This window comes from Pseudonocardia nematodicida (assembly GCF_040105385.1).
In the GTDB taxonomy this organism is placed as follows: Bacteria; Actinomycetota; Actinomycetes; order Mycobacteriales; family Pseudonocardiaceae; genus Pseudonocardia; species Pseudonocardia nematodicida.
Genome location: NZ_JBEDNQ010000004.1, coordinates 282,341 through 301,162 on the forward strand (window position 1 = coordinate 282,341; position 18,822 = coordinate 301,162).

At 69.8% G+C, this 18,822-nt stretch carries 21 protein-coding genes; 10 read left to right on the forward strand and 11 right to left on the reverse strand.

Features of this window, described 5'->3' with window-relative positions:
* Positions 1–41 precede the first annotated feature (41 nt).
* Entirely contained in the window at positions 42–539 is a 498-nt protein-coding gene (locus tag WIS52_RS11735) for a GNAT family N-acetyltransferase (RefSeq protein WP_379610565.1), read from the reverse strand.
* 41 nt (positions 540–580) lie between these two features.
* Positions 581–2,059 carry a GMC family oxidoreductase gene (locus WIS52_RS11740; protein WP_349298211.1) on the reverse strand — a complete coding sequence of 493 codons (1,479 nt, stop codon included), beginning with the start codon at positions 2,057–2,059 and terminating at the stop codon, positions 581–583.
* A 34-nt stretch (positions 2,060–2,093) separates the two neighbouring features.
* Between WIS52_RS11740 and WIS52_RS11745 the strand changes: the two genes are divergently transcribed.
* Both WIS52_RS11745 and WIS52_RS11750 read left to right on the forward strand, forming a co-directional pair.
* Positions 2,094–3,350 carry a M18 family aminopeptidase gene (locus WIS52_RS11745; protein WP_349298212.1) on the forward strand — a complete coding sequence of 419 codons (1,257 nt, stop codon included), beginning with the start codon at positions 2,094–2,096 and terminating at the stop codon, positions 3,348–3,350.
* Between the two features lie 80 nt (positions 3,351–3,430).
* On the forward strand, positions 3,431–4,777 hold the full coding sequence (locus WIS52_RS11750) for an MFS transporter (RefSeq protein ID WP_349298213.1): 1,347 nt from the start codon (positions 3,431–3,433) through the stop codon (positions 4,775–4,777).
* Here WIS52_RS11750 and WIS52_RS11755 read toward each other — a convergent pair.
* The 3 genes from WIS52_RS11755 to WIS52_RS11765 form a co-directional block, all read right to left on the reverse strand.
* The gene (locus tag WIS52_RS11755) at positions 4,750–5,151 is read right to left on the reverse strand and encodes a YccF domain-containing protein (RefSeq protein ID WP_349298449.1); all 402 of its coding nucleotides are present in this window, start codon (positions 5,149–5,151) and stop codon (positions 4,750–4,752) included. The genes WIS52_RS11750 and WIS52_RS11755 overlap by 28 nt on opposite strands.
* A gap of 83 nt (positions 5,152–5,234) precedes the next feature.
* Complete coding sequence (locus tag WIS52_RS11760) at positions 5,235–6,224, reverse strand: transketolase family protein (RefSeq protein ID WP_379610562.1); 990 nt, start codon at positions 6,222–6,224, stop codon at positions 5,235–5,237.
* On the reverse strand, positions 6,221–7,078 hold the full coding sequence (locus tag WIS52_RS11765; protein WP_349298214.1) for a transketolase: 858 nt from the start codon (positions 7,076–7,078) through the stop codon (positions 6,221–6,223). The genes WIS52_RS11760 and WIS52_RS11765 overlap by 4 nt, the downstream gene beginning before the upstream one ends.
* 286 nt (positions 7,079–7,364) lie before the next feature.
* On the opposite strand from WIS52_RS11765, the gene WIS52_RS11770 reads away from it, so the two are divergent.
* From WIS52_RS11770 to WIS52_RS11780, 3 genes are all read left to right on the forward strand, one after another.
* Positions 7,365–8,063 (forward strand): FadR/GntR family transcriptional regulator, encoded by a 699-nt coding sequence (locus tag WIS52_RS11770; protein ID WP_349298215.1) that lies wholly within the window; start codon positions 7,365–7,367, stop codon positions 8,061–8,063.
* A gap of 79 nt (positions 8,064–8,142) precedes the next feature.
* Positions 8,143–8,988 carry an NAD(P)-dependent oxidoreductase gene (locus WIS52_RS11775; protein ID WP_349298216.1) on the forward strand — a complete coding sequence of 282 codons (846 nt, stop codon included), beginning with the start codon at positions 8,143–8,145 and terminating at the stop codon, positions 8,986–8,988.
* A 33-nt stretch (positions 8,989–9,021) separates the two neighbouring features.
* Positions 9,022–9,246, forward strand: coding sequence for a hypothetical protein (locus WIS52_RS11780; RefSeq protein ID WP_349298217.1), 225 nt, complete (start codon positions 9,022–9,024; stop codon positions 9,244–9,246).
* On the opposite strand, the gene WIS52_RS11785 is transcribed toward WIS52_RS11780, so the two are convergent.
* Positions 9,200–9,565 (reverse strand): VOC family protein, encoded by a 366-nt coding sequence (locus WIS52_RS11785; RefSeq protein ID WP_349298218.1) that lies wholly within the window; start codon positions 9,563–9,565, stop codon positions 9,200–9,202. The two genes, WIS52_RS11780 and WIS52_RS11785, sit on opposite strands and share 47 nt — an antisense overlap.
* A gap of 51 nt (positions 9,566–9,616) precedes the next feature.
* On the opposite strand from WIS52_RS11785, the gene WIS52_RS11790 reads away from it, so the two are divergent.
* Both WIS52_RS11790 and WIS52_RS11795 read left to right on the forward strand, forming a co-directional pair.
* Positions 9,617–10,060: an SRPBCC family protein gene (locus WIS52_RS11790; protein WP_349298219.1), complete on the forward strand. Its 444-nt coding sequence runs from the start codon at positions 9,617–9,619 to the stop codon at positions 10,058–10,060.
* A gap of 333 nt (positions 10,061–10,393) precedes the next feature.
* Complete coding sequence (locus WIS52_RS11795; protein WP_349298220.1) at positions 10,394–12,241, forward strand: alpha/beta hydrolase family protein; 1,848 nt, start codon at positions 10,394–10,396, stop codon at positions 12,239–12,241.
* A gap of 7 nt (positions 12,242–12,248) precedes the next feature.
* On the opposite strand, the gene WIS52_RS11800 is transcribed toward WIS52_RS11795, so the two are convergent.
* From WIS52_RS11800 to WIS52_RS11820, 5 genes are all read right to left on the reverse strand, one after another.
* Positions 12,249–12,725, reverse strand: a complete 477-nt coding sequence (locus WIS52_RS11800) for a DinB family protein (protein WP_349298221.1) — start codon at positions 12,723–12,725, stop codon at positions 12,249–12,251.
* Between the two features lie 130 nt (positions 12,726–12,855).
* On the reverse strand, positions 12,856–13,149 hold the full coding sequence (locus WIS52_RS11805; protein ID WP_349298222.1) for a putative quinol monooxygenase: 294 nt from the start codon (positions 13,147–13,149) through the stop codon (positions 12,856–12,858).
* 105 nt (positions 13,150–13,254) lie between these two features.
* Positions 13,255–13,815, reverse strand: coding sequence for a GNAT family N-acetyltransferase (locus WIS52_RS11810; RefSeq protein ID WP_349298223.1), 561 nt, complete (start codon positions 13,813–13,815; stop codon positions 13,255–13,257).
* Positions 13,812–14,168, reverse strand: coding sequence for a nuclear transport factor 2 family protein (locus WIS52_RS11815; RefSeq protein WP_349298224.1), 357 nt, complete (start codon positions 14,166–14,168; stop codon positions 13,812–13,814). The genes WIS52_RS11810 and WIS52_RS11815 overlap by 4 nt, the downstream gene beginning before the upstream one ends.
* Before the next feature lie 93 nt (positions 14,169–14,261).
* Positions 14,262–14,822 carry a DUF1707 SHOCT-like domain-containing protein gene (locus WIS52_RS11820; RefSeq protein ID WP_349298225.1) on the reverse strand — a complete coding sequence of 187 codons (561 nt, stop codon included), beginning with the start codon at positions 14,820–14,822 and terminating at the stop codon, positions 14,262–14,264.
* A 210-nt stretch (positions 14,823–15,032) separates the two neighbouring features.
* On the opposite strand from WIS52_RS11820, the gene WIS52_RS11825 reads away from it, so the two are divergent.
* The 3 genes from WIS52_RS11825 to WIS52_RS11835 all read left to right on the forward strand — a co-directional run bounded on the left by WIS52_RS11825 (position 15,033) and on the right by WIS52_RS11835 (position 18,058).
* Positions 15,033–15,950 carry a tyrosine-type recombinase/integrase gene (locus WIS52_RS11825; RefSeq protein WP_349298226.1) on the forward strand — a complete coding sequence of 306 codons (918 nt, stop codon included), beginning with the start codon at positions 15,033–15,035 and terminating at the stop codon, positions 15,948–15,950.
* 403 nt (positions 15,951–16,353) lie between these two features.
* Complete coding sequence (locus tag WIS52_RS11830) at positions 16,354–16,692, forward strand: hypothetical protein (RefSeq protein ID WP_349298227.1); 339 nt, start codon at positions 16,354–16,356, stop codon at positions 16,690–16,692.
* 289 nt (positions 16,693–16,981) lie between these two features.
* Positions 16,982–18,058: a hypothetical protein gene (locus WIS52_RS11835; RefSeq protein WP_349298228.1), complete on the forward strand. Its 1,077-nt coding sequence runs from the start codon at positions 16,982–16,984 to the stop codon at positions 18,056–18,058.
* Positions 18,059–18,822: the final 764 nt, after the last annotated feature.

Sequence of the window (18,822 nt, forward strand, 5' to 3'; positions counted from 1 at the left end):
GGCCAGAGCCCCGAAAAGTACTCACGGGCGGCGCAGCCGCCTCAGGTCAGGTCCCGGCGCATCGCCAGGCGCGGCCAGACGTCCAGACCCCGGCAGGCCTCGGCCGCCCGGATCGCGCGCAGCCCGGGGGTGAGCTCGACCAGCTCCCGGAAGCCGAGCCGGACGTAGTACGGCCCGTTCCAGGGCACGTCCCGGTAGGTGGTCAGGGTCAGCGCGGGCAGCCGGTGGTCCCGGGCCCAGCCGGCCAGGTGCTCGACGAGCCCGGCCCCGATCCGGCGGCCGCGCAGCGCGGGCAGCACCGAGACCTGCTCGACGTGCGCGCAGCCGTCGACGATCTCGGTCAGCAGGTACCCGACCGGCTCGCCGGCTCGCTCGTCGACGAACGCGCGCCCGGCCGCCGCGAAGGCGACCAGCACGGCGGTGGGGGGCGGGTCGTCGTCGGCGACGACGGCCAGCCCAATCTCGCGGTACGGCTCACCGGCCGCCCGCTCGATCGCCCGCATCGCCGCGGCGTCCACGGCTGTCGCCGCCCGGATCACGCGAGGACCGTACGCCGGTGACCGGTTGCGGGCCAGGGGTTTCACCCCTGCCCGGATACCAGGTCGGCGGTCCGCTCGCCCAGCATGATCGCGGTCGCGGCCGGTCCGCGGCGCGGCACGGTGGGCAGCACCGAGGTGTCGGCGACGCGCAGGCCGGACAGTCCGTGCACGCGCAGCCCGGCGTCGACGACGGCGTCCGGGCCGTTCCCCATCGCCGCACTGCCCGACAGGTGCACCGAGGTCGTCAGCCGGGCCTGGATCCACTCGTCGAGCCGGGTGTCGTTGCCCAGGACGGAGCCGTCCGGACCGCCCTCGGCGCGGCGCCATCGCGCCGCCCGCAGGACCTCGGCACCCACCCGCACCGCGGCGCGCATCCGGTGCCGGTCGGAGACCGTGCGCAGGTAGCGGTAGTCCAGTCGCGGCGACGCGGCGGGATCCGGCGAGACGATCTCGAGCGTCCCGCGGCTGTCCGGGCGCTGCAGCGCGCACATCAGGTGCTCCGGCCCGCCCGGCGCGAACGGCCGGGCGAAGAGCAGGACCTCCAGGTCACCGGCGGGATCGGTGCCGGAGTCCCAGTTCAGGGAGGCCTGCCCGGCGACGGCGTCCGGGTGCGGGGCGGGCAGCCCGCTGCGCAGCGGCAGGTAGACCGACGGGTGGTCCGACCAGCCACGCCCCACGCCGGGGAGCTCGTGCCGGACGACGACACCGGCCGCACGCAGCGTGTCCGGCGGGCCGATCCCGGAGCGCTGCAGCAGCGCCGGGGTGCCGACCGCGCCCGCGGCGAGCACGGTCTCCTCGGCGTGCAGCTCGACGTCCCCGGCCCGCACCCCGGCGACCCGGCCGCCCTCGAGCACCAGGGAGTCCACCAGCAGGTCACTGTGGACGGTCAGGGTGTCCAGCGGGGCCGCCCGGCCCCACGGCGGCGGGAGGTAGGCGACGGCCGCGCTGACCCGCTGCCCGTCGACGGCGTTGGTCGGGACCGGTCCCGCCCCGGGTGGTCCGCCCGCGTTCTTGTCCGGCTCGGACGGGTACCCGAGCGCGGCGCACGCGGCGAGGAACGGGTCGGTCGCCGGGGCACGCAGCCGGCCGGCGGGCCGGGAGATCCGCAACGGTCCGCGGTCACCGTGCCGTGCGGTGTCGGACCCGAGGTCGAGATCGTCCTCCAGGCGCCGGAAGTACGGCAGGACGTCGTCGTAGGACCATCCCGGGACCGCCCAGCCGGCGAAGTCGGCGGGCACCGCGCGGACGAAGTAGCCGCCGTTGATCGCGCTCGACCCGCCGAGCGCCCGGCCGCGCGGGACGGTGCCCTCCCGGCCCCGGGCCAGCGCGACGGGGTACGCCCAGTTCAGGGCGTGTCCCGGCGCCGTGGCGGCGAGCGAGGCGATCGGGGTGTCCCCCGGGGGCACGGCGCCGCCCGCCTCGACCAGCGCGGTCCGGACGCCGCGCCCGGCCAGGCGGCCGGCCAGCGCGCACCCGGCGGAGCCCGCGCCGACCACCACCACGTCGAAGCTGTCGGTCACGTCTGCGCTCCTTCCTACTGAGAGGATGCCGGACGTGACCGACGCTGCCCGTGATCTCGCCTCGTTCCTGACCGTGAGCCCGTCCCCGTACCACGCCGTCGCCGAGGCCGTCCGCCGCCTGACCGCGGCCGGGTTCGTCGAGCAGCCCGCCGACGGGCCGTGGGTCGAGGGTGCCGGCGGCCGCTACCTGGTGCGCGACGGCACGATCCTGGCCTGGTCGCAGCCGGCCACCCCCGGCGAGCGGCCGCTGCGGGTCTTCGCCGCGCACACCGACTCCCCCGGCTTCAAGGTCAAGCCCAACCCGGACGTCGGCACGGCCGGCTGGCGACAGGCCGGCGTCGAGGTCTACGGCGGTGCGCTGTGGAACTCCTGGCTGGACCGGGACCTCGGGCTGGCCGGGCGGCTCGCGCTCTACGACGGCCGGGTCGTCCCGGTCCGGGTCGACCGCCCGCTGCTGCGCATCCCGCAGCTGGCCATCCACCTCGACCGCGGCGTCAACCAGGGCCTGACCCTCGACCCGCAGCGGCACCTGCTGCCGGTCTGGGGGCTCGGCGACGCGCGCGACGGGGACCTGCTGGAGTTCCTGGCCGGGAGCGCCGGCGTGGACCCGTCCGAGGTCGCCGCGCACGACCTGTTCACCTACGACCTCACCCCGCCGGCCACGCTCGGCCGCGACGACGAACTGCTGGCCGCGCCCCGGCTGGACAACCTCGCCTCGGTGCACGCCGGGGTCGGCGCGCTGATCGCCGCGGCGGAGCGCGACCCGGGGACGGTGCCGGTGTTCGTCGGCTTCGACCACGAGGAAATCGGGTCGGACAGCGCCACCGGCGCCGCCGGGCCGCTGCTGGAGACGGTGCTGACCCGGCTCGCCGGCGGGTTCGACGCCCGGCAGCCGGTCTTCGCCCGGTCCCGGTGCCTGTCGGTCGACGTCACGCACGCCGCGCACCCGAACCACCTGGACAAGCACGACCCGGACCACCTGTCGGTGCCGAACCGCGGCCCGTCGCTGAAGGTCAACGCGATCCAGCGCTACGCCACCGACGCCCCCGGTGCGGCGGCCTGGAAGCGCGCCTGCCGCACCGCCGAGGTGCCGAACCAGGTGTTCGTCTCGCGCAACACCGTGCCCTGCGGGTCGACCGTCGGACCGATCATGGCCACCCGGCTGGGGATCCGGACCGTCGACGTCGGGATCCCGGTGCTGTCGATGCACTCGGCCCGCGAGCTCTGCGGGGTGCACGACCCGGCCCTGCTGTCCCGGGCCGGCGTGGAGTTCCTCTCCGACCCCCAGTGACCCCTTAAGTTGCACTGCGCAACAATTCGGGTGGACAGTGCTCCCCAGCGGCAACGGTGCCGGGGCCCGGGGGGCGCGACATGGCGGATCAGGCGGTTCTACAGAGCTCGCAGCGGCGGAAGGCGGTCTTCGCCTCGACCGTCGGCACGACGATCGAGTGGTACGACTTCTTCCTCTACGGCACGGCCGCGGCGCTGGTGTTCCCGCAGCTGTTCTTCCCCGGCGAGAACGAGTTCACCGGGATCCTGCTGGCCTTCGGCACCCAGTTCGTCGGGTTCGCCGCCCGGCCGATCGGCGCGGCGATCTTCGGGCACTACGGCGACCGGATCGGCCGCAAGTCCACGCTGATCGTCACGCTGCTGCTGATGGGGATCGGCACCGCACTGATCGGCGTGCTGCCCACCTACGCCGCCATCGGGGTCACGGCGCCGATCCTGCTCACCGTCCTGCGGATCGCGCAGGGCGTCGCCGTCGGCGGCGAGTGGGGCGGCTCGGTGCTGCTGGCGATGGAGTGGGGTTCGGTCAAGCGGCGCGGGTTCATGGCGTCGTGGCCGCAGATGGGCGTCCCGCTCGGGTTGCTGCTCTCGACCGCCGTCGTGATCGTGACCTCGGCGGCGACCGGCCCGGCGTTCCTCACGTGGGGCTGGCGGATCCCGTTCCTGGTCAGCCTGGTGCTCGTCGCGGTCGGGCTGTACGTGCGGCTGCGGGTGCTGGAGAGCCCGGAGTTCGCGGCGGTGCGCGAGCGGCAGGAGGTCGTGCGCAACCCGTTCGCGCAGGCCTTCCGCGGACAGTGGCGGGAGATCCTCACCGCGGCGTTCGTCCGGATGTCCGAGCAGGCACCGTTCTACCTGTTCATCACGTTCGTGCTGACCTACGGGACCCGCGCGCTCGACCTGCCGCGCGGGCAGATCCTGAACGCGACGCTCGTCGCCTCGGCGGTCGGGCTGATCAGCGTGCCGCTGTTCGGCTTCCTGTCCGACCTGATCGGGCGCCGGCTGATGTACGGCATCGGGATCGTCTGCACCGCGCTGTTCGCGTTCCCGTACTTCGGGCTGCTCAACACCGGCACGGCCGGGTTCGTGCTGCTCGCGATCGTGGTGTCGCTGGTGTTCCACGACATGCAGTACGGGCCGCAGGCCGCGCTGATCGCCGAGAGCTTCGGGGCGAACATCCGCTACTCGGGCGCCGGCATCGGCTACCAGCTCGCGTCGGTGATCGCCGGCGGACCGGCCCCGCTGATCGCCGCGGCGATCCTCGGCAGCACCGGGCGGAGCACCTGGATCAGCTGGTACATCGTCGGCACCTGCGTCGTGTCGATGATCGCGCTGCTGCTGATGCCGAAGGCCCCGCAGACCGTCGAGAAGTCGGTCGAGGCCGCCGCCCGTCAGGCCGGGGTCGGTCAGATGAGGCGCGAGGTGGGCACGTAGCGGTCGGCGTCGACGATCCGGGCGCCGAGTGGCAGCAGCGACACCGGGATCAGCTTGAGGTTCGCCCAGGCCAGCGGCAGCCCGATGATCGTGACGGCCAGCGCGACCGCGGTGACGATGTGGCCGATGACCAGCCACCAGCCGAACAGCACGACCCACAGCACGTTGCCGATCATCGACATCGCCCCGGCGTACGGGTCGCGGACGACGTCCCGGCCGAACGGCCACAGTGCGTAGACCCCGATCCGGAACGAGGCGATGCCGAACGGGATGGTGACGATCAGCAGGCAGGCGACGATCCCGGCGGCCATGTAGCCGAGGAACAGCCAGAAGCCCGAGAGCACCAGCCAGATGACGTTGAGGATCAGCCGCAGCATGGCTCCAGGATGCCCGGGATCCCCGGCCGGCACTCAGGGTTCCCCCTGAGCCCGTCCCGGGATCACGCCTCGGGGCCGCGCTACAGCGACGTCCGCACCTGCTCGACGAGCGCGTCGGTCGAGAGCCCGTAGCGGTCGTGGAGGGTCGGCAGCGCCCCGGCGGCGAGGAACTCGTCGGGCAGCGCGGCCGTCCGGATCCGGGTGGAGATCCCGGCGTACCCGGCCGCCGCGGCGACCGCCTCGGACAGCCCACCGACGACGGTGTGGTTCTCGCAGGTCACGACGAGCCGGTCGGTCCGCAGCTGGGCCAGGATCGTCTCGGTGTCCAGCGGCTTGATCGTCGGCACGTGCAGGACGGCGGCGTCGATCCTGTCGGCCTCCAGCCGGGCCGCGGCCTGCAGCGCGCGCATCGTCATCAGGCCGGTCGAGACGAACAGGACGTCGCGCCCGCCGCGAAGCTCCGTGGCCTTGCCGAGCTCGAAGGTGTAGCCGTACTCGTCGAGCACCGCGGGCACCTTGCCGCGCAGCAGCCGCAGGTAGGTCGGCCCGGCGTGCGCCGCGAGCTGCGGCACGGCCTGTTCGATGTCGATCGCGTCGCACGGGTCGACGATCGTCAGGTTCGGGCAGCCCCGCAGGATCGCCAGGTCCTCGGTCGCCTGGTGGCTGGGCCCGTAGCCGGTGGTCAGCCCGGGCAGGGCGCCGACGACGTTGACGTTGAGCCCGGGCTCGGCGATGTCCAGGCACAGGAAGTCGTAGGCGCGGCGCGTCGCGAACACCGAGTAGGTCGACGCGAACGGGACCAGGCCCACCTCGGCCATCCCGGCGGCCGCGCCGAGCATCGCCTGCTCGGCCATGCCCATCTGGAAGAACCGGTCCGGGTTGGCGTCCCGGAAGACGTGCATGTCGGTGTACTTCGCCAGATCGGCCGACAGCCCGACGATCTCCGGTCGCTGCTCGGCGACCGCGTTCAACGCGTGCCCGAACGGCGCGGTGATGGTGCGCTGGTCGGGATCGGCGAACGAGGCGATCATCGCCGAGGTGGTGAGGCGCTTGGTCGTCGGCGTGCTCACTGCTGCTCCTCCAGGGCGGCGCGGGCGGCCGCCCACTCGTGCTCGGCGACCGGCATGAAGTGCGCCTTCTCCCGGGTCTCCAGGAACGGCACGCCGCGGCCGGTCCGGGTGTCGCAGATCAGGACAGACGGGCCGGCGGTGTGCTCGCGGATCTCGTCGAGCCCGGCGAGCAGCGCGTCGACGTCGTTGCCGTCCACCCGCACCGCGTGCCAGCCGAACGCCCGCCACTTGTCGGTGACCGGCTCGGTCCGCAGCACGCCGGGCGTCGGGCCGTCTGCCTGCAGGCCGTTGACGTCGACGACCGCGACCAGGTTGGACAGCTCGTGGTGCGCCCCGGCCAGGGCGGCCTCCCAGGTGGAGCCCTCGTCGAGCTCGCCGTCGGAGAGCAGGTTGATCACCCGCGCGGAGTTCCCGCGGTGGCGCAGGCCCATCGCCATGCCGCAGGCGACGCCGAGGCCGTGCCCCAGGGACCCGCCGGAGATCTCCATCCCGGGGGTGTAGGACGCCATGCCCGACATCGGCAGCCGCGAGTCGTCCGACCCGTAGGTCCCGAGCTCGTCGACCGCGATCGTGCCCGCCTCGGCCAGCGCGGCGTAGAGCGCGATCGCGTAGTGCCCGATCGAGAGCAGGAAGCGGTCGCGGTCGTCCCACTCCGGGTCCTCGGGGCGCAGCCGGAGCTCGCCGCCCTCGCGCGCGTAGAACGCGGCCAGCACGTCGGCCGCCCCGAGTGCCTGGCCGATGTAGCCCTGGCCCTGCACCTCACCCATGGTCAGTGCGTGCCGGCGGATCCGGGTGGCTGCCGCGCGCACCCGGTCCGCCTGGGTGTCGGGCGGGCTGGTCACTGGCGAGGTCATGGGTGGGGCCACCTCCGGTGTCGATCGTGTCGATGCACGTCCTGCGCACCGGTCACATCGCACCACCGGCGACTCCGCAGGATTGGTTTAACCAATACCGGGAAGGTAGGCCGCGGAGCGCTCCGCTGTCAACGACAGCGACGACCGTGAACCACGCCCCTCTTGCAGCGTGAACGAAGAAGGTCGAACCAATTCATTGACCGCGACGAGGCCTGGCCCTACTGTCTCGATCGCTCTGGTTCGACCAATCTCCCGCCAGGGCAACGGAGACGAGGAGGTCCGTTCGATGGGCGTCGACCTGTCGCACCTGGTGCAGCAGCTCGCCGCGGCCGCGACCCGCGAGCCCGGTAGCGGCCGGCTGCGCCTGCCCACCGAGCGCGAGCTCGTCGCGACCCTCGACGTCAGCCGCGGCTCGCTGCGCGAGCAGCTCTCGATGCTGGAGATGCTCGGCTTCCTGGAGCGGGCCCAGGGCCGCGGCTCCTACCTGCAGACCCCGGACGCCGGCTTCATCCGGCTCTACTTCGACCTCGCCCAGCAGCTCGGTCATCTCGACGGCGGCCAGTTCCGCTCCGCCCGGGAGATGCTCGAGCTGTCGGTCGCGGAGGCGGGGGCGCGGCGGGCCACCGCCGACGACGTCGACGACCTCCGCGCCCTGGTGGACCGGATGGTCGCCGAGAGCGCGGCGAACGACGGGGCGGCCGCCGTCGAGACCGACCTGGAGTTCCACCGGCGGCTGTTCCGGGTCGTCGACAACCCGATCTTCTCGATCGTGCACGACGGTCTGAGCCACGCCCTGCGCGACGAGGTCGTGGAACGCCGCCGACGGGCGGTCGAGCGGACCCCGCTGGAGCCCGGGCAGACCCGGGTGATCGACACCGTGCACTACGGGATCGTCGAGGCGATCAGCGAGCGCGACGCCGACGGCGCACGGATCGCGATGCGCCGGCACTTCGAGGTCTGGTCCTCGCTCGTCGGCGAGCCCTGACGCCCCACCGGATCCACACCCCGCAGGGGTCGCCCCGGCGACCCCGTCCTTGCCGTACCGAGAAGAGGGAACGAGTCCCATGCGTGTCGCTTTCGTCGGCGTCGGGGCCATCGGGCTGCCGATGGCCTCCCGCCTGCTCGCCGCCGGCCACCAGGTGACCGGCGTCGACCCGTCGCCCGGCGCAGCCGAGCGCGCCGCGGGCGCGGGGCTCACCGTGGTGCCCGACCTCTCCTCCGCCGGCGACGCCGACGTCGTGGTCGTGATGGTCGCGACCGGCGACCAGCTCGGGACGCTGGTGAGCGCGACTCCCGCGGCACAGGTCGCCGGGAAGCACTGGGTCGTGATGAGCACGGTGGGTCCGGACGCCGTCCGGGCCGCCGCGGCCCGGCTCACCGATGCCGGCGCGACCGTGCTGGACGTGCCGGTCACCGGCGGTGTCGCCCGGGCGCGGACCGGCGAGCTGACCCTGTTCGCCTCCGGCCCGGAGGACGCCATTGCGACGGTCACCCCGGTCCTGGAGTGCCTGGGCACGATCCGTGAGGTCGGCGACGACCCGGGCGCCGGTCAGGCGATCAAGGTGGTCAACCAGCACCTGTGCTCGGTGCACATCGTCGCCGCGGCCGAGGCGCTCGCGCTGGCCGGACGGCTGGGACTCGACCGCGCCGAGGTGCTCTCGCTGATCGAGACCGGCGCGGCAGGGTCCTGGATGCTCTCGGACCGGGGCCCGCGGATGCTGCAGGGCACCGACGTCGAGGTCACCAGCACGATCGGCATCTTCGTCAAGGACTCCGGCCTCGTCGCCGACGCCGCCGCCGCGGCGGGCGCCGACGCTCCCCTGCTCGACCTCGCCCGCGAGCGCTACCTGCGTGCGGCCGAGGCCGGCCTGCTCGACCGCGACGACTCCCGCGTCGTCGAGACCTACTGACCCTTCCTCCCCTTCCCCGACAGGAGCAGGTCCATGTCCACGCCCGCAGGCACCGACGCCCGCAAGGACGATCCGAAGAAGGTCTCGATGGCGTCGATGATCGGGACGGCGGTGGAGAGCTACGACTTCTTCATCTACGGCACCGCGGCCGCCGCCTACTTCGGCGCGGTGTTCTTCCAGGCCGAGAACCCGATCGTCGGCGTGCTGGGCCTCAGTCCGCTGCCCGCACCAGCAGGTCCCGGCCCTCCGGGTCGGTGACCCGGACGAACGTGCCCCAGCCCTGCGACTCCGGATCGGTCGCGGTGAGGCCCCGCGTGCGAGCGGCGTCGACCACGGTGGACAGGTCCCGCGCGACCAGGCCGATCGGGTACTGCGTGTCCGGCTCGCGCCCGAAGTCGGCGGCGCCGCTCAGCACGAGGCCGGTCTCGGCCCCCGGTGGGGCGACCTCGAGCCAGCGGGCGCCCGGCCACATCTCGGTGTCGGTCCGGACCTCGAACCCGAGGACGTCGACGAAGAAGCCGCGCATGACGTCCTGGTCGGCGACGGCGACGGTCGCCCATGCGATGCGGTCGATCATCGGGGCAGCGTAGTGGCGCCGGAGCCTGCGCGACGGTGGTTGACTGTGTCGGTGGCCGAGCCGACCGTCGTCTCCAGCAGCCGGGAGATTCCCGCGACCCCGGACCGGATCTTCGAGCTGATCGCCGACCCGGCGCAGCAGCCCCGGTGGGACGGCAACGACAACCTCGCCGAGGCCGCGCCCGGCCAGCGCGTCCGCCGGGTCGGCGACGTCTTCACCACCACCCTGACCATGGGATCGGATCGGGAGAACCGGGTCACCGAGTTCGTCGAGGGCCGGCTGATCGCCTGGTTGCCGTCCGAGCCCGGCAAGCGACCCCCGGGTCACCTCTGGCGCTGGGAGCTGGAACCGGTCGACGGGACGCGCACGCTGGTCACCCACACCTACGACTGGTCGCGGCTCACCGACGAGAACCGGCTGCCCCGGGCCCGGGACACCACCGCCGAACGTCTGCGGGCCTCGCTGGACCGGCTCGCAGCACTCGTCGACAGCTGACGTCGCATACGGCTCCCCGCCGGTCCCGGCACCCGGCGACCCTCACACCCGCACGCCGCTCACGCAGCTCACGGCTCCCCCGTTCCGGTGATCATCACGGGTCAATCTTGACCGTGTGCCTGCGGCATACCGTCGAATCAGGCCGGCCCGCCGACCGGGCCCGCCGACCGACCGATCCGACCTGCGTGAACGAGGCACACCGGGCCGACCGCGGCAGCGACCGAGAACGACGAGGACACGAGCATGCCCGGAAGGACGTCGCGGGAATCCGCCGGCGGTCAGGCCCTGTCGGTGCGGAACACAGCATCGACGAACCCCGTGTCGACGAACGCCGTGTCGACGAACCCCGTGTCGATGCTGGTCGTCGGGCTGATCCTCTGCCTCATCGGCGGGCTCGGCGCCGGTCTGATCAAGACCGTGGGAGGCTCGGTCACCGTCAGCCGGACGACGTGGGAGACGCCCGAAGGCCACCGGCAGGCGGGCCAGCTCTTCGTCCCGGAGAACGCGACGGCCGACACCCCGGCACCGGCCGTCGTGATCGCGCACGGCGGGAGCCTCAACAGCGAGTACCCGGCTCAGCACTACATCGAGCTGGCCCGCCGCGGATACGTGGTCCATTCCATCGACATGTACGGGCACGGGAACTCCGACACCGTCGACGACGAGTCCGCATACCGTGGTCTCTACGACGGCGTGCAGTACGTGGCCGCGTTGCCCCACGTCGACCGGGCCGGCATCGGGATCACCGGGAACTCGAACGGCGCCTTCGCCGTCAGTGAGGCCGTCGCACTGGACGACGAGGCCGAGCGGCCGCTGATCTCCTCCGCGCTCTACGTGGTCAACGACCCCGTGATGGTCGAGGGTCAGGCGATCGCGTCGTTCATCCCCGAGTCGAACCGGGACTACGTCGACATCTACGGCGGACGGGACGTCGGGGTCGCCGCCGCGCAGTACGACGTGACGTTCCACCGCGTCGTACTCGAGGACGGCACGGTCAGCGCACCCCGGGATTTCCTGCACCAAGACGTCGCCCAGTCCTTCCTGCACTTCGGCAGGAACCCTGCCGGGCTCGAATTCCGGGACAGCCACACGCTCCACCGGGAGGACGTCGGCGGCGAGGAGGTCATCCGGGTCCTCTACGACCGGCCGATCCTGCACCCCTGGAGCCTGCTGTCGCCGGGGGTGGCCGGTGACGGCATCGAGTTCTTCCAGGCATCCCTTCCGGCCCCCGACCCGCTGGGTCCGGACGATCAGATCTGGCTGTGGAAGACGTTCTTCAGCGCCATCGGCATCGCCGGCCTCTTCGTGTTCATGACCGGCGTCGTCCTCGCCGTACTCCGGACGAGGGGGTTCGGCACCCTCCGGGCGGACGGGCCGGTGACCCCCAGAGCCGTCGACCGGAGGGGCAGGATCTGGCTCTGGGGAGGCCTGTCGGCGACGGCGGTCTTCGCGATGGGCACCTTCGTCCCCGTCTTCTGGATCGCCAGTGCGCTCGCGCCGGGATTCTTCCGCCAGACCGCATCGTTCGCCCTGGCGTCGTGGTCACTGCTCGTCGCCCTTTTCACGTTCCTCGTCCTGTTCCTCAACTACCGCCGATACGCCAGGGACCGTGGTCTCGATCTGCGGGAGCAGGGCGTCGTGCTCACGAACGGCGCGACGTGGCGGACGCTGGCGCTCGGCGTATTCGCGCCGGTGTGCATGTATGTCGTCGTCCTTCTCGTGCATCACCTGTTCGGCACCGGTCTCCACGTCTGGACGATCCTGAACTTCCACGCCTTCGGAGCCGACACGGCGCTCGAGGCGGTCAAGTACCTCCCCTTCTTCCTCGCCTTCTCTGTCGCCCTCTCGATCGCCACGAACGTGTTCAACCATGTGCGGATCAGCGGCCGGGAATGGATCGACGTCGCGGTGCTGGCGTTCTTCAACACCCTGGGTGCGATCCTGCTGCTCGTCCTGGCGCTCGGCTACTTCGTCGCCACCGGGAACACGCCGCTGGACAGCGTGGGATTCGCCGTCTTCACGCCGCTCAACGTCGTCATCAACGTGCTCGCGATCGTGCCCATCGCCACCGTCCTCTCCCGGGTGGTGTACCGGGCGACGCGCAACCCGTACCTGCCGGCCGTCGCGATGGGGATCGTCGCGACCGTCATGACCGCCTCCACGGCCCTGACGGCGGCGTGATCGCGGCTCATACGCCGGTGCGGCCGTCGATCCGCTCCCGGATCAGGTCGGCGTGCCCGGCGTGCCGGGCGTACTCGGCGGTCACGTGGGTGAGCACCCAGCACAGCGAGACCTCGTTGCCGTCGAGGCTCCCCACCGCGTCCGGCGCCGCGGCCGCGCAGATCGCGCGGGCCCGCGCCACCTCGTCGTCCCAGGTGGTGCGGGCCTCGGCGAAGCCGGTGCCGTCGAGGACGATCCCGCCGTCGTGCCCGGTGCCGGCCTCGCGCCCGTGCAGCGGCGGGACGTCCTCGCCGGCGAGCACCTCCCGGAACCAGTGCCGTTCGACGGCGGCGAGGTGCCGGACCAGGCCGAGCAGCGTCAGCGACGACGGCCGCACCGACGCCGTGCACAGCTGATCGTCGGTGAGGCCGTCGCACTTGGCGATCAGGGTGGCGCGGTAGAAGTCGAGCCAGGCGGACAGCGTCGTGACGGGGTCGGCGGTCATCGGGGGGATCGTGCGGGCGGTCATGGCGGGGATGGTGTCAGCCGGGACCGACAGTCCTCGCGATGTCACACAACGGCCAGTTCACTGACATCGCGCTTCCCGCGATTGCACATCACCGACATCGCCGTGCTCATCCACCGAGCAGTGGGCGCGTGCCCCCGACGTCGTACTCCGCGACGGAGCCGCCACGCAGCGCCGCCTGTTGATCCTCACCCGGCCCCTCGCCACGGAACGCCGCGACATGCTGCGGGGACTCCCACCGCTCGAACACGTTCACCCGGGAGTCGTCGAGCAGATCGGGAGTGAGCGAGAAGTCGAGGCAGCCCGGCGCCGACCGGGCCGCGCGGACGGCCTCGGTGCAGGTGCTCAGGTACGCGTCCCGTTTCGCGGGATCGACGATCAGGTGTCCGGCAACGATGATCACGTCAGGTCCTCCTGGCTGGGCGGTCACCAGAGGCGACTCGGCCCGGAACGCGGAATCATCGGTGGAGCCAGAACGCGATCTCCCCGTCGCCCGGCGAGCGTCGCGTCATGACCCCGGTCCCGCTCGTCCTGTCGGTCCTGGCGCTGCTGGTCGCGCTGTCGTAGCGGACCACACCCGCTCGCCGTCGACGGTGCGGTCGGTCGGCACCAGTCCGAGCGTGCGCGCGAGCGCCTCGGACGGGCGGTTCCCCGGATGGATCATCGCGGCGACCTCGACGACCCCGGTGGCGAACAGCCACGAGGTCATGGCGCTCGCGGCCTCGGTGCCGTACCCGCGCCGCTGATGGGGCTCGCCGACGACCCACGCGATGTCGGCGCGGTCGTCGTCCCGCACGGTCGCCTGCACCGTGCCGACCAGGAACCCGTCCGTGCGGTGCCGCAGCATCCAGTTGAGCCGGCGTTCGGTGCCGTCCGGCGAGTGTCCGACGCTCTGGCGGCCATACCGCTCGACGAGGTCGCGCAGGGTCGGCGGCTCGCCACCGATGAACTCGTGCAGCGACGGCGCGCTCAGCAGGTCCACCGCCTCCCGGGCGTGCTCGACGGTGAGGGGCTCCAGTACGAGCCGCCGGGTCCGCACGGTGACGATCCGGGCGTCCCGCCCGCTCACCCGAGCGATTGGTAGGTCCGGATGCGGGTGATCGTGTCGCCGGCGAAGGTGTACACCTCGGCGGACACGAACTGCGCTGCCTCCCCGCCGTCGTGCGGTACGAACCGCCCCCGGTTGAGCGCGACGACCGTGTCGCCGTCCTCGATCAGTTGCTCGATCGTCACCTCGGCGCTGCCCGCCGAGAGGTCGGTACGCATCTGTTCGGCGAACGCCGTGCTGGACTCGCCGACCTTGCGGCCGTTCAGCTCCCAGACGACGCCGTCGTCCACCGAGTCGACGATCGCGTCGACGTCACAGGTGGCGAATGCGGCCGCGAACCTGCGGACGACCTCGGCGCGGGCACTCTCGCTCATCTTCGGCTCCTCCCACGGATACGTCAGTGCCGACCCCCGCGAGGACGTCCCGATCGTCGGATTCCGCCGAGAATGTGGCGTGCGTCATAGCTCTCATCGGACGGTGACGTTCCCCCACTGCACCCCGCCGACCACGATGACGTGGGGATCGCCGCGCTTCGCCGACGCGCCCCGTTTGTCTCGGACCATGCCCACCTTCGTGCGCGCATCGGTGACATCGACCGTGGCCCCCTTCGGCAGCCGCACGTCGAGGTTCCCGAACGTCAGGTCCGACTCGATCAGCACCTCGCCGGTCACGAACCGGGCGCGCCGCATGTCGAGGTGGGCGTTGCCGAACCGGGACCGCACGATCACCCGCGGCGGCACGAGCCACTCGCCCCAGCGGCGCAGGTTCCCGCCGATGTTCGTCAGTTCGAGCACGTCCCGGGTCGGGACGGTCTCGAGCGCACCGGGCAGGTCGGCGACGGTCCGGTTCAGGTCGGCGCGCGTGACCGCCGCCGACACCCGCGCGAGACGTTCGGCGAGCTCGGCGCCGTCGAGCCGGCCTTCGGCGTGATGCCGGTCGAGCAGCGCCGCGACATGGTCCCGTTCGGCGTGCGAGACCCGGAGATCGCGGGGAGCGACCGGGCCGTCCTGGCGATCGTCTGCAGTCACCGGACCGACGATAGGGACGGGATCGGTTCGGGAGACCGGGGTTTCCCCCGATCACCTCTCGGGGACCGCCCCGACCTGGCGGAAGCGGGGGGATTCGAACCCCCGGTGCCTTTCGGCACGCTCGCTTTCAAGGCGAGATGATCAACTTGTCTCGCCACCTGCGGATCTACTCGGGTCAGGCTCTCGCTATCAACGGAGGCGAGTGCACGGATGGAAGACACCTTAACGGAGTTCCTGCCCCTGTGGCAGCAACATCTACAAGCGGCCGGGAAGTCCGAGCGGACGATCAGCATCTACCTGGGCGCCGCTCACTCCTTGGTGGAGTTCCTGGGGCCGGAGGTGACCCCGGAGGAGGTCACGCACCGCGAGATCACCCGGTACCTCGCATGGATGGCGGACCGGCCGTCCGGCAACCACGCGGGGCGCCGCCTGTCCCCCGCCTACGTCAACCAGCACTACCGATCGTTGCAGCAGTGGTTCCGGTGGCTGGCCGACGTAGAAGAGGAGATCGACGAGTCGCCGTTTCGTCGGCTGTCGCCCCCGGCCGTGCCCGAGAAGCTGACCCCGGTCCTGTCCGACGATGAGATCAGCCGGTTGCTGGACGTATGCCGGGGCCGGTCGTTCGATGACCGGCGGGACACCGCGTTGGTGCGACTGTTCCTGGACACCGGTGCTCGCAGGGCTGAGCTCTTGGACCTCCGCATCTCCGACGTGGACATGACCGTCCGGGCCATGACTGTGCTGGGCAAGGGACGCCGGTCCCGAGTGATCCCGTTCGGCGACAGGTCCGCAGAGTCGCTGAGCCGCTACCTCCGGTCCCGCAGGCGTCACCGCCTGGCCGGGACGACCGACGCCCTGTGGCTGGGCGCTCAGGGGCCCTTGACGGGCAACGCGGTCAGGATGGTTCTACTGCGGCGGGGCAAGGCTGCCGGGATCGTCGGTCTGTACCCGCACCGCTTCCGGCACACGTTTGCTCACCGATGGCTCGCCGATGGCAACGGCGAGACAGACCTCATGCGGCTTACCGGCTGGCGCTCACGCGCCATGGTCGAGCGGTACGGGGCATCCGCTGCCGATGAACGGGCGTTAGCGGCGCACCGCCGAGCCGGGCTAGGAGATCGCCTCTGACCCGCAGGACCGTGGGAGGTCCTGTTAGCCCGGCTTAACCACCCTTAGCGGTTCCAAGCCCGCCTCCCAGGCACCACGAACCGACTGTGACGCGGTCGACAGTTGCACATCGTAAATACCTCTCACATGCCGATCTGCTTAATCACTAAGCCCGCTAAGCCCCTGTTAACCCTCTCCGCTTAGCGGTGCCTGGACACCGCTTATTTCCTCTGTACCGTCCCCCGTGTCGGCGATTCAGGAACGAAGGGACGCACTCGCCACGCGCCATTGCTAGCGAATAGAGAATGAGCAGCACTCGAATGGACCAGGAACCGCCTCGGCTTTGCGACGTCCTATCTAACGGCTCCCCTAACGAACCGGAGGATGGACGTTGCTCTCACGGATATACTGGTACTTGTACGGCATGACACTGGCACGGTGGGAGAACTATCGGTGCCGCAAGTTCATCGTGTCCGATCACGGAACCCTGCTGTTCGCTAGGACGATCGGCGACGGCGCGGCGCTCTCAGTCAGGGCCAGCGTTATCCTCTACCCGTACGACGCGGTGTTCAACGAGGTTGACGACTACTGCCGTTCCGTCTGCTGGTCGGAACAGCACTCGACAATCCTGGACGACAGGACCATGACGTTCCACCGGTGTTGGTTCACGATCCTGGACCTGTATCCGGACTGCCCAGGGGTCGACTGCGACCACCGGCGGGAAACCTGGTCGCAGGCTTACGCATCCGCAACACCGTACTAGCAGAGAGGAACGAACTAGCCACGGGCCGGTAGCCCTTTAGCGGCTACCGGTCATTCTTATGCCATAAAGGACACCAGATATGGAAACTATCGACGACCATAAGAACCGCTGGTACATCAAATACATCGTGAAGTCGTGGGACATGCCACGAAAGAAAGTCCTAGAAATGCTAGGAAAGATGGACCTTCCACTCCGTCAGGATGAGAAAGACCTGTACGTAGAGAAGCACCTCTACCGGGCTTGGCTCTACAACGCAACTAAATGAATGACCTAAGCGACAGGACGCAGCATGATTGACGCTCTGCAGAGCTATAGCATGGTGGGCAGTAATTGGGTATTTGATTCCCTGCGTACGGCTTGCTTCCAAGCGATACGGCAAGGGCTCACAGAAGACGAGTTCATCGCCCAGGTGCACGAGTCTCCCCTAGCGTTGGACTCGGAACATCGGTCCGAGTCCCTGGAGACGAAGGCACGGAAAGTCTATGCCTGGTGCGATAACAAGTTCAACTATGGCAACGATATTCCTGAGAAGATCGACGGCATGGTGCAGTGGGTTTTTGACCATGAGTGGTCAAAAGGCAGGGCTGGTATTAATGAGCGGGCTGCCTGCCTCGCCATCTTGGCCCGCTGCCAGGAAATGGGGGCGTACTCCCCGAACGTCTCTGCTCGGTGGTTGGCCTCGCAGCTTGGAATGACTGACCAGGTAGCCGCAGGGAAGATCCGGGAGAGGCTGGTCCAGAACGGATTCATGACGCTGGTTGCCTCCACCCGCCGCTACGGCAACCAGTACCGGATCAACCTGGAATGCGTACCAAGGACTACAAATAAACTATACCGGTATAATCTATTTGTAGTGGTTCGTACGGGGTTGGAGTTGGGACACGTACCGGCATGGATTCATCACATGCTGCCGGAGACCACAACGTCGCAGGCAGCGGCCACACTAGGGGTATCGAAGTCCACCGCAGAGAAGGCGGTGGGGAAGCTCGCAGACCTGGGGCTGCTCACCAAGGTTGGCAAGGTCTATCACCGGACCGGCATGTACACCCCCGCGCTAGATGCGATCCCCAATAGGTTCGCCGACGAACAGGCCAAGAACCGTGAGGCGGTTGAACAGGGCTACCGGGATCGGCACGATAAAGAGACCAATGATCGTGCTGAGCTTCTAGCGTCGCTCTCAGACAGAGTCGGCGAGACTCGGCTCATTGAGGAACGCCGCCTTGTATCCGGTTCACCCTTTGGGGACGACGCTGTTTACGAGACCATAGAAGTCGAGTACACGTCCGTCCTGCAAGATTGGTTGGAGGTACCGCAACTTGTGTGGTGTCGACCTAGTTGGCGAACAGCCGACCCATTTAGTAATTAACCCATTTGAGCATCAAGAGGAACCATGCTTAATCCACGTAAGCACAACAAGGCCGGAGATAGGTGTACAACTTCTGACCCCGTTATCGTCTCAAAGCCGGACCTACGTCATTACAACAAGGGCAAGTACGTCGTCCCGGAGGACAAGACTCCGGCTGAGCGCCGGGAGTGGCTCCGTGCCCGTCGCCTGGAAGCCGATGTGATCCACACCCGGTGGAAAGTGACCAACGGTGTCGTAGATCGTTATGGCGATCTCCTCCTGGTCTTCACAGGCTGCTGTCAGGCCATCGGCTGCCAGCAGTGGTTCATGGTCGAGCGCTTCCCTGTCACGGTCCGGGGTCGGTGGCCGTCGTTCTGTTCAACGTCGTGCCGTGAACGCTCCCAGGGCATCGCTAAGCGGCGTAGTAACCGCAGGGCCGCTGAGAGCGCTACAGACGGCCGTAGGCGGCCTACCTGGTCCCGGTTCGCGCCGGATCAGGTTCCGGCCGGTGAGCGGTATTGGACCGCAGAGGCAATCGTCCGAGGGGACGTCACATCGTCCCCAACGGCTCACCGTCAGGCAGCCGACTATCTAGCGGACTGCGATGAGGATCGAACGCGCCTAGAACACTGGTCTGATGGAATTCTTACGGCGATTCCCAATGATTACCATCGCTGACCAGTAAGTACTAGGACTAATAGACATAGTAGTGGTAGTTAAGGACCTGATCGATCTTTAATCATCCATCCGTCTCAATAGATCACCCCTAGGGTCGTACCGGTGTT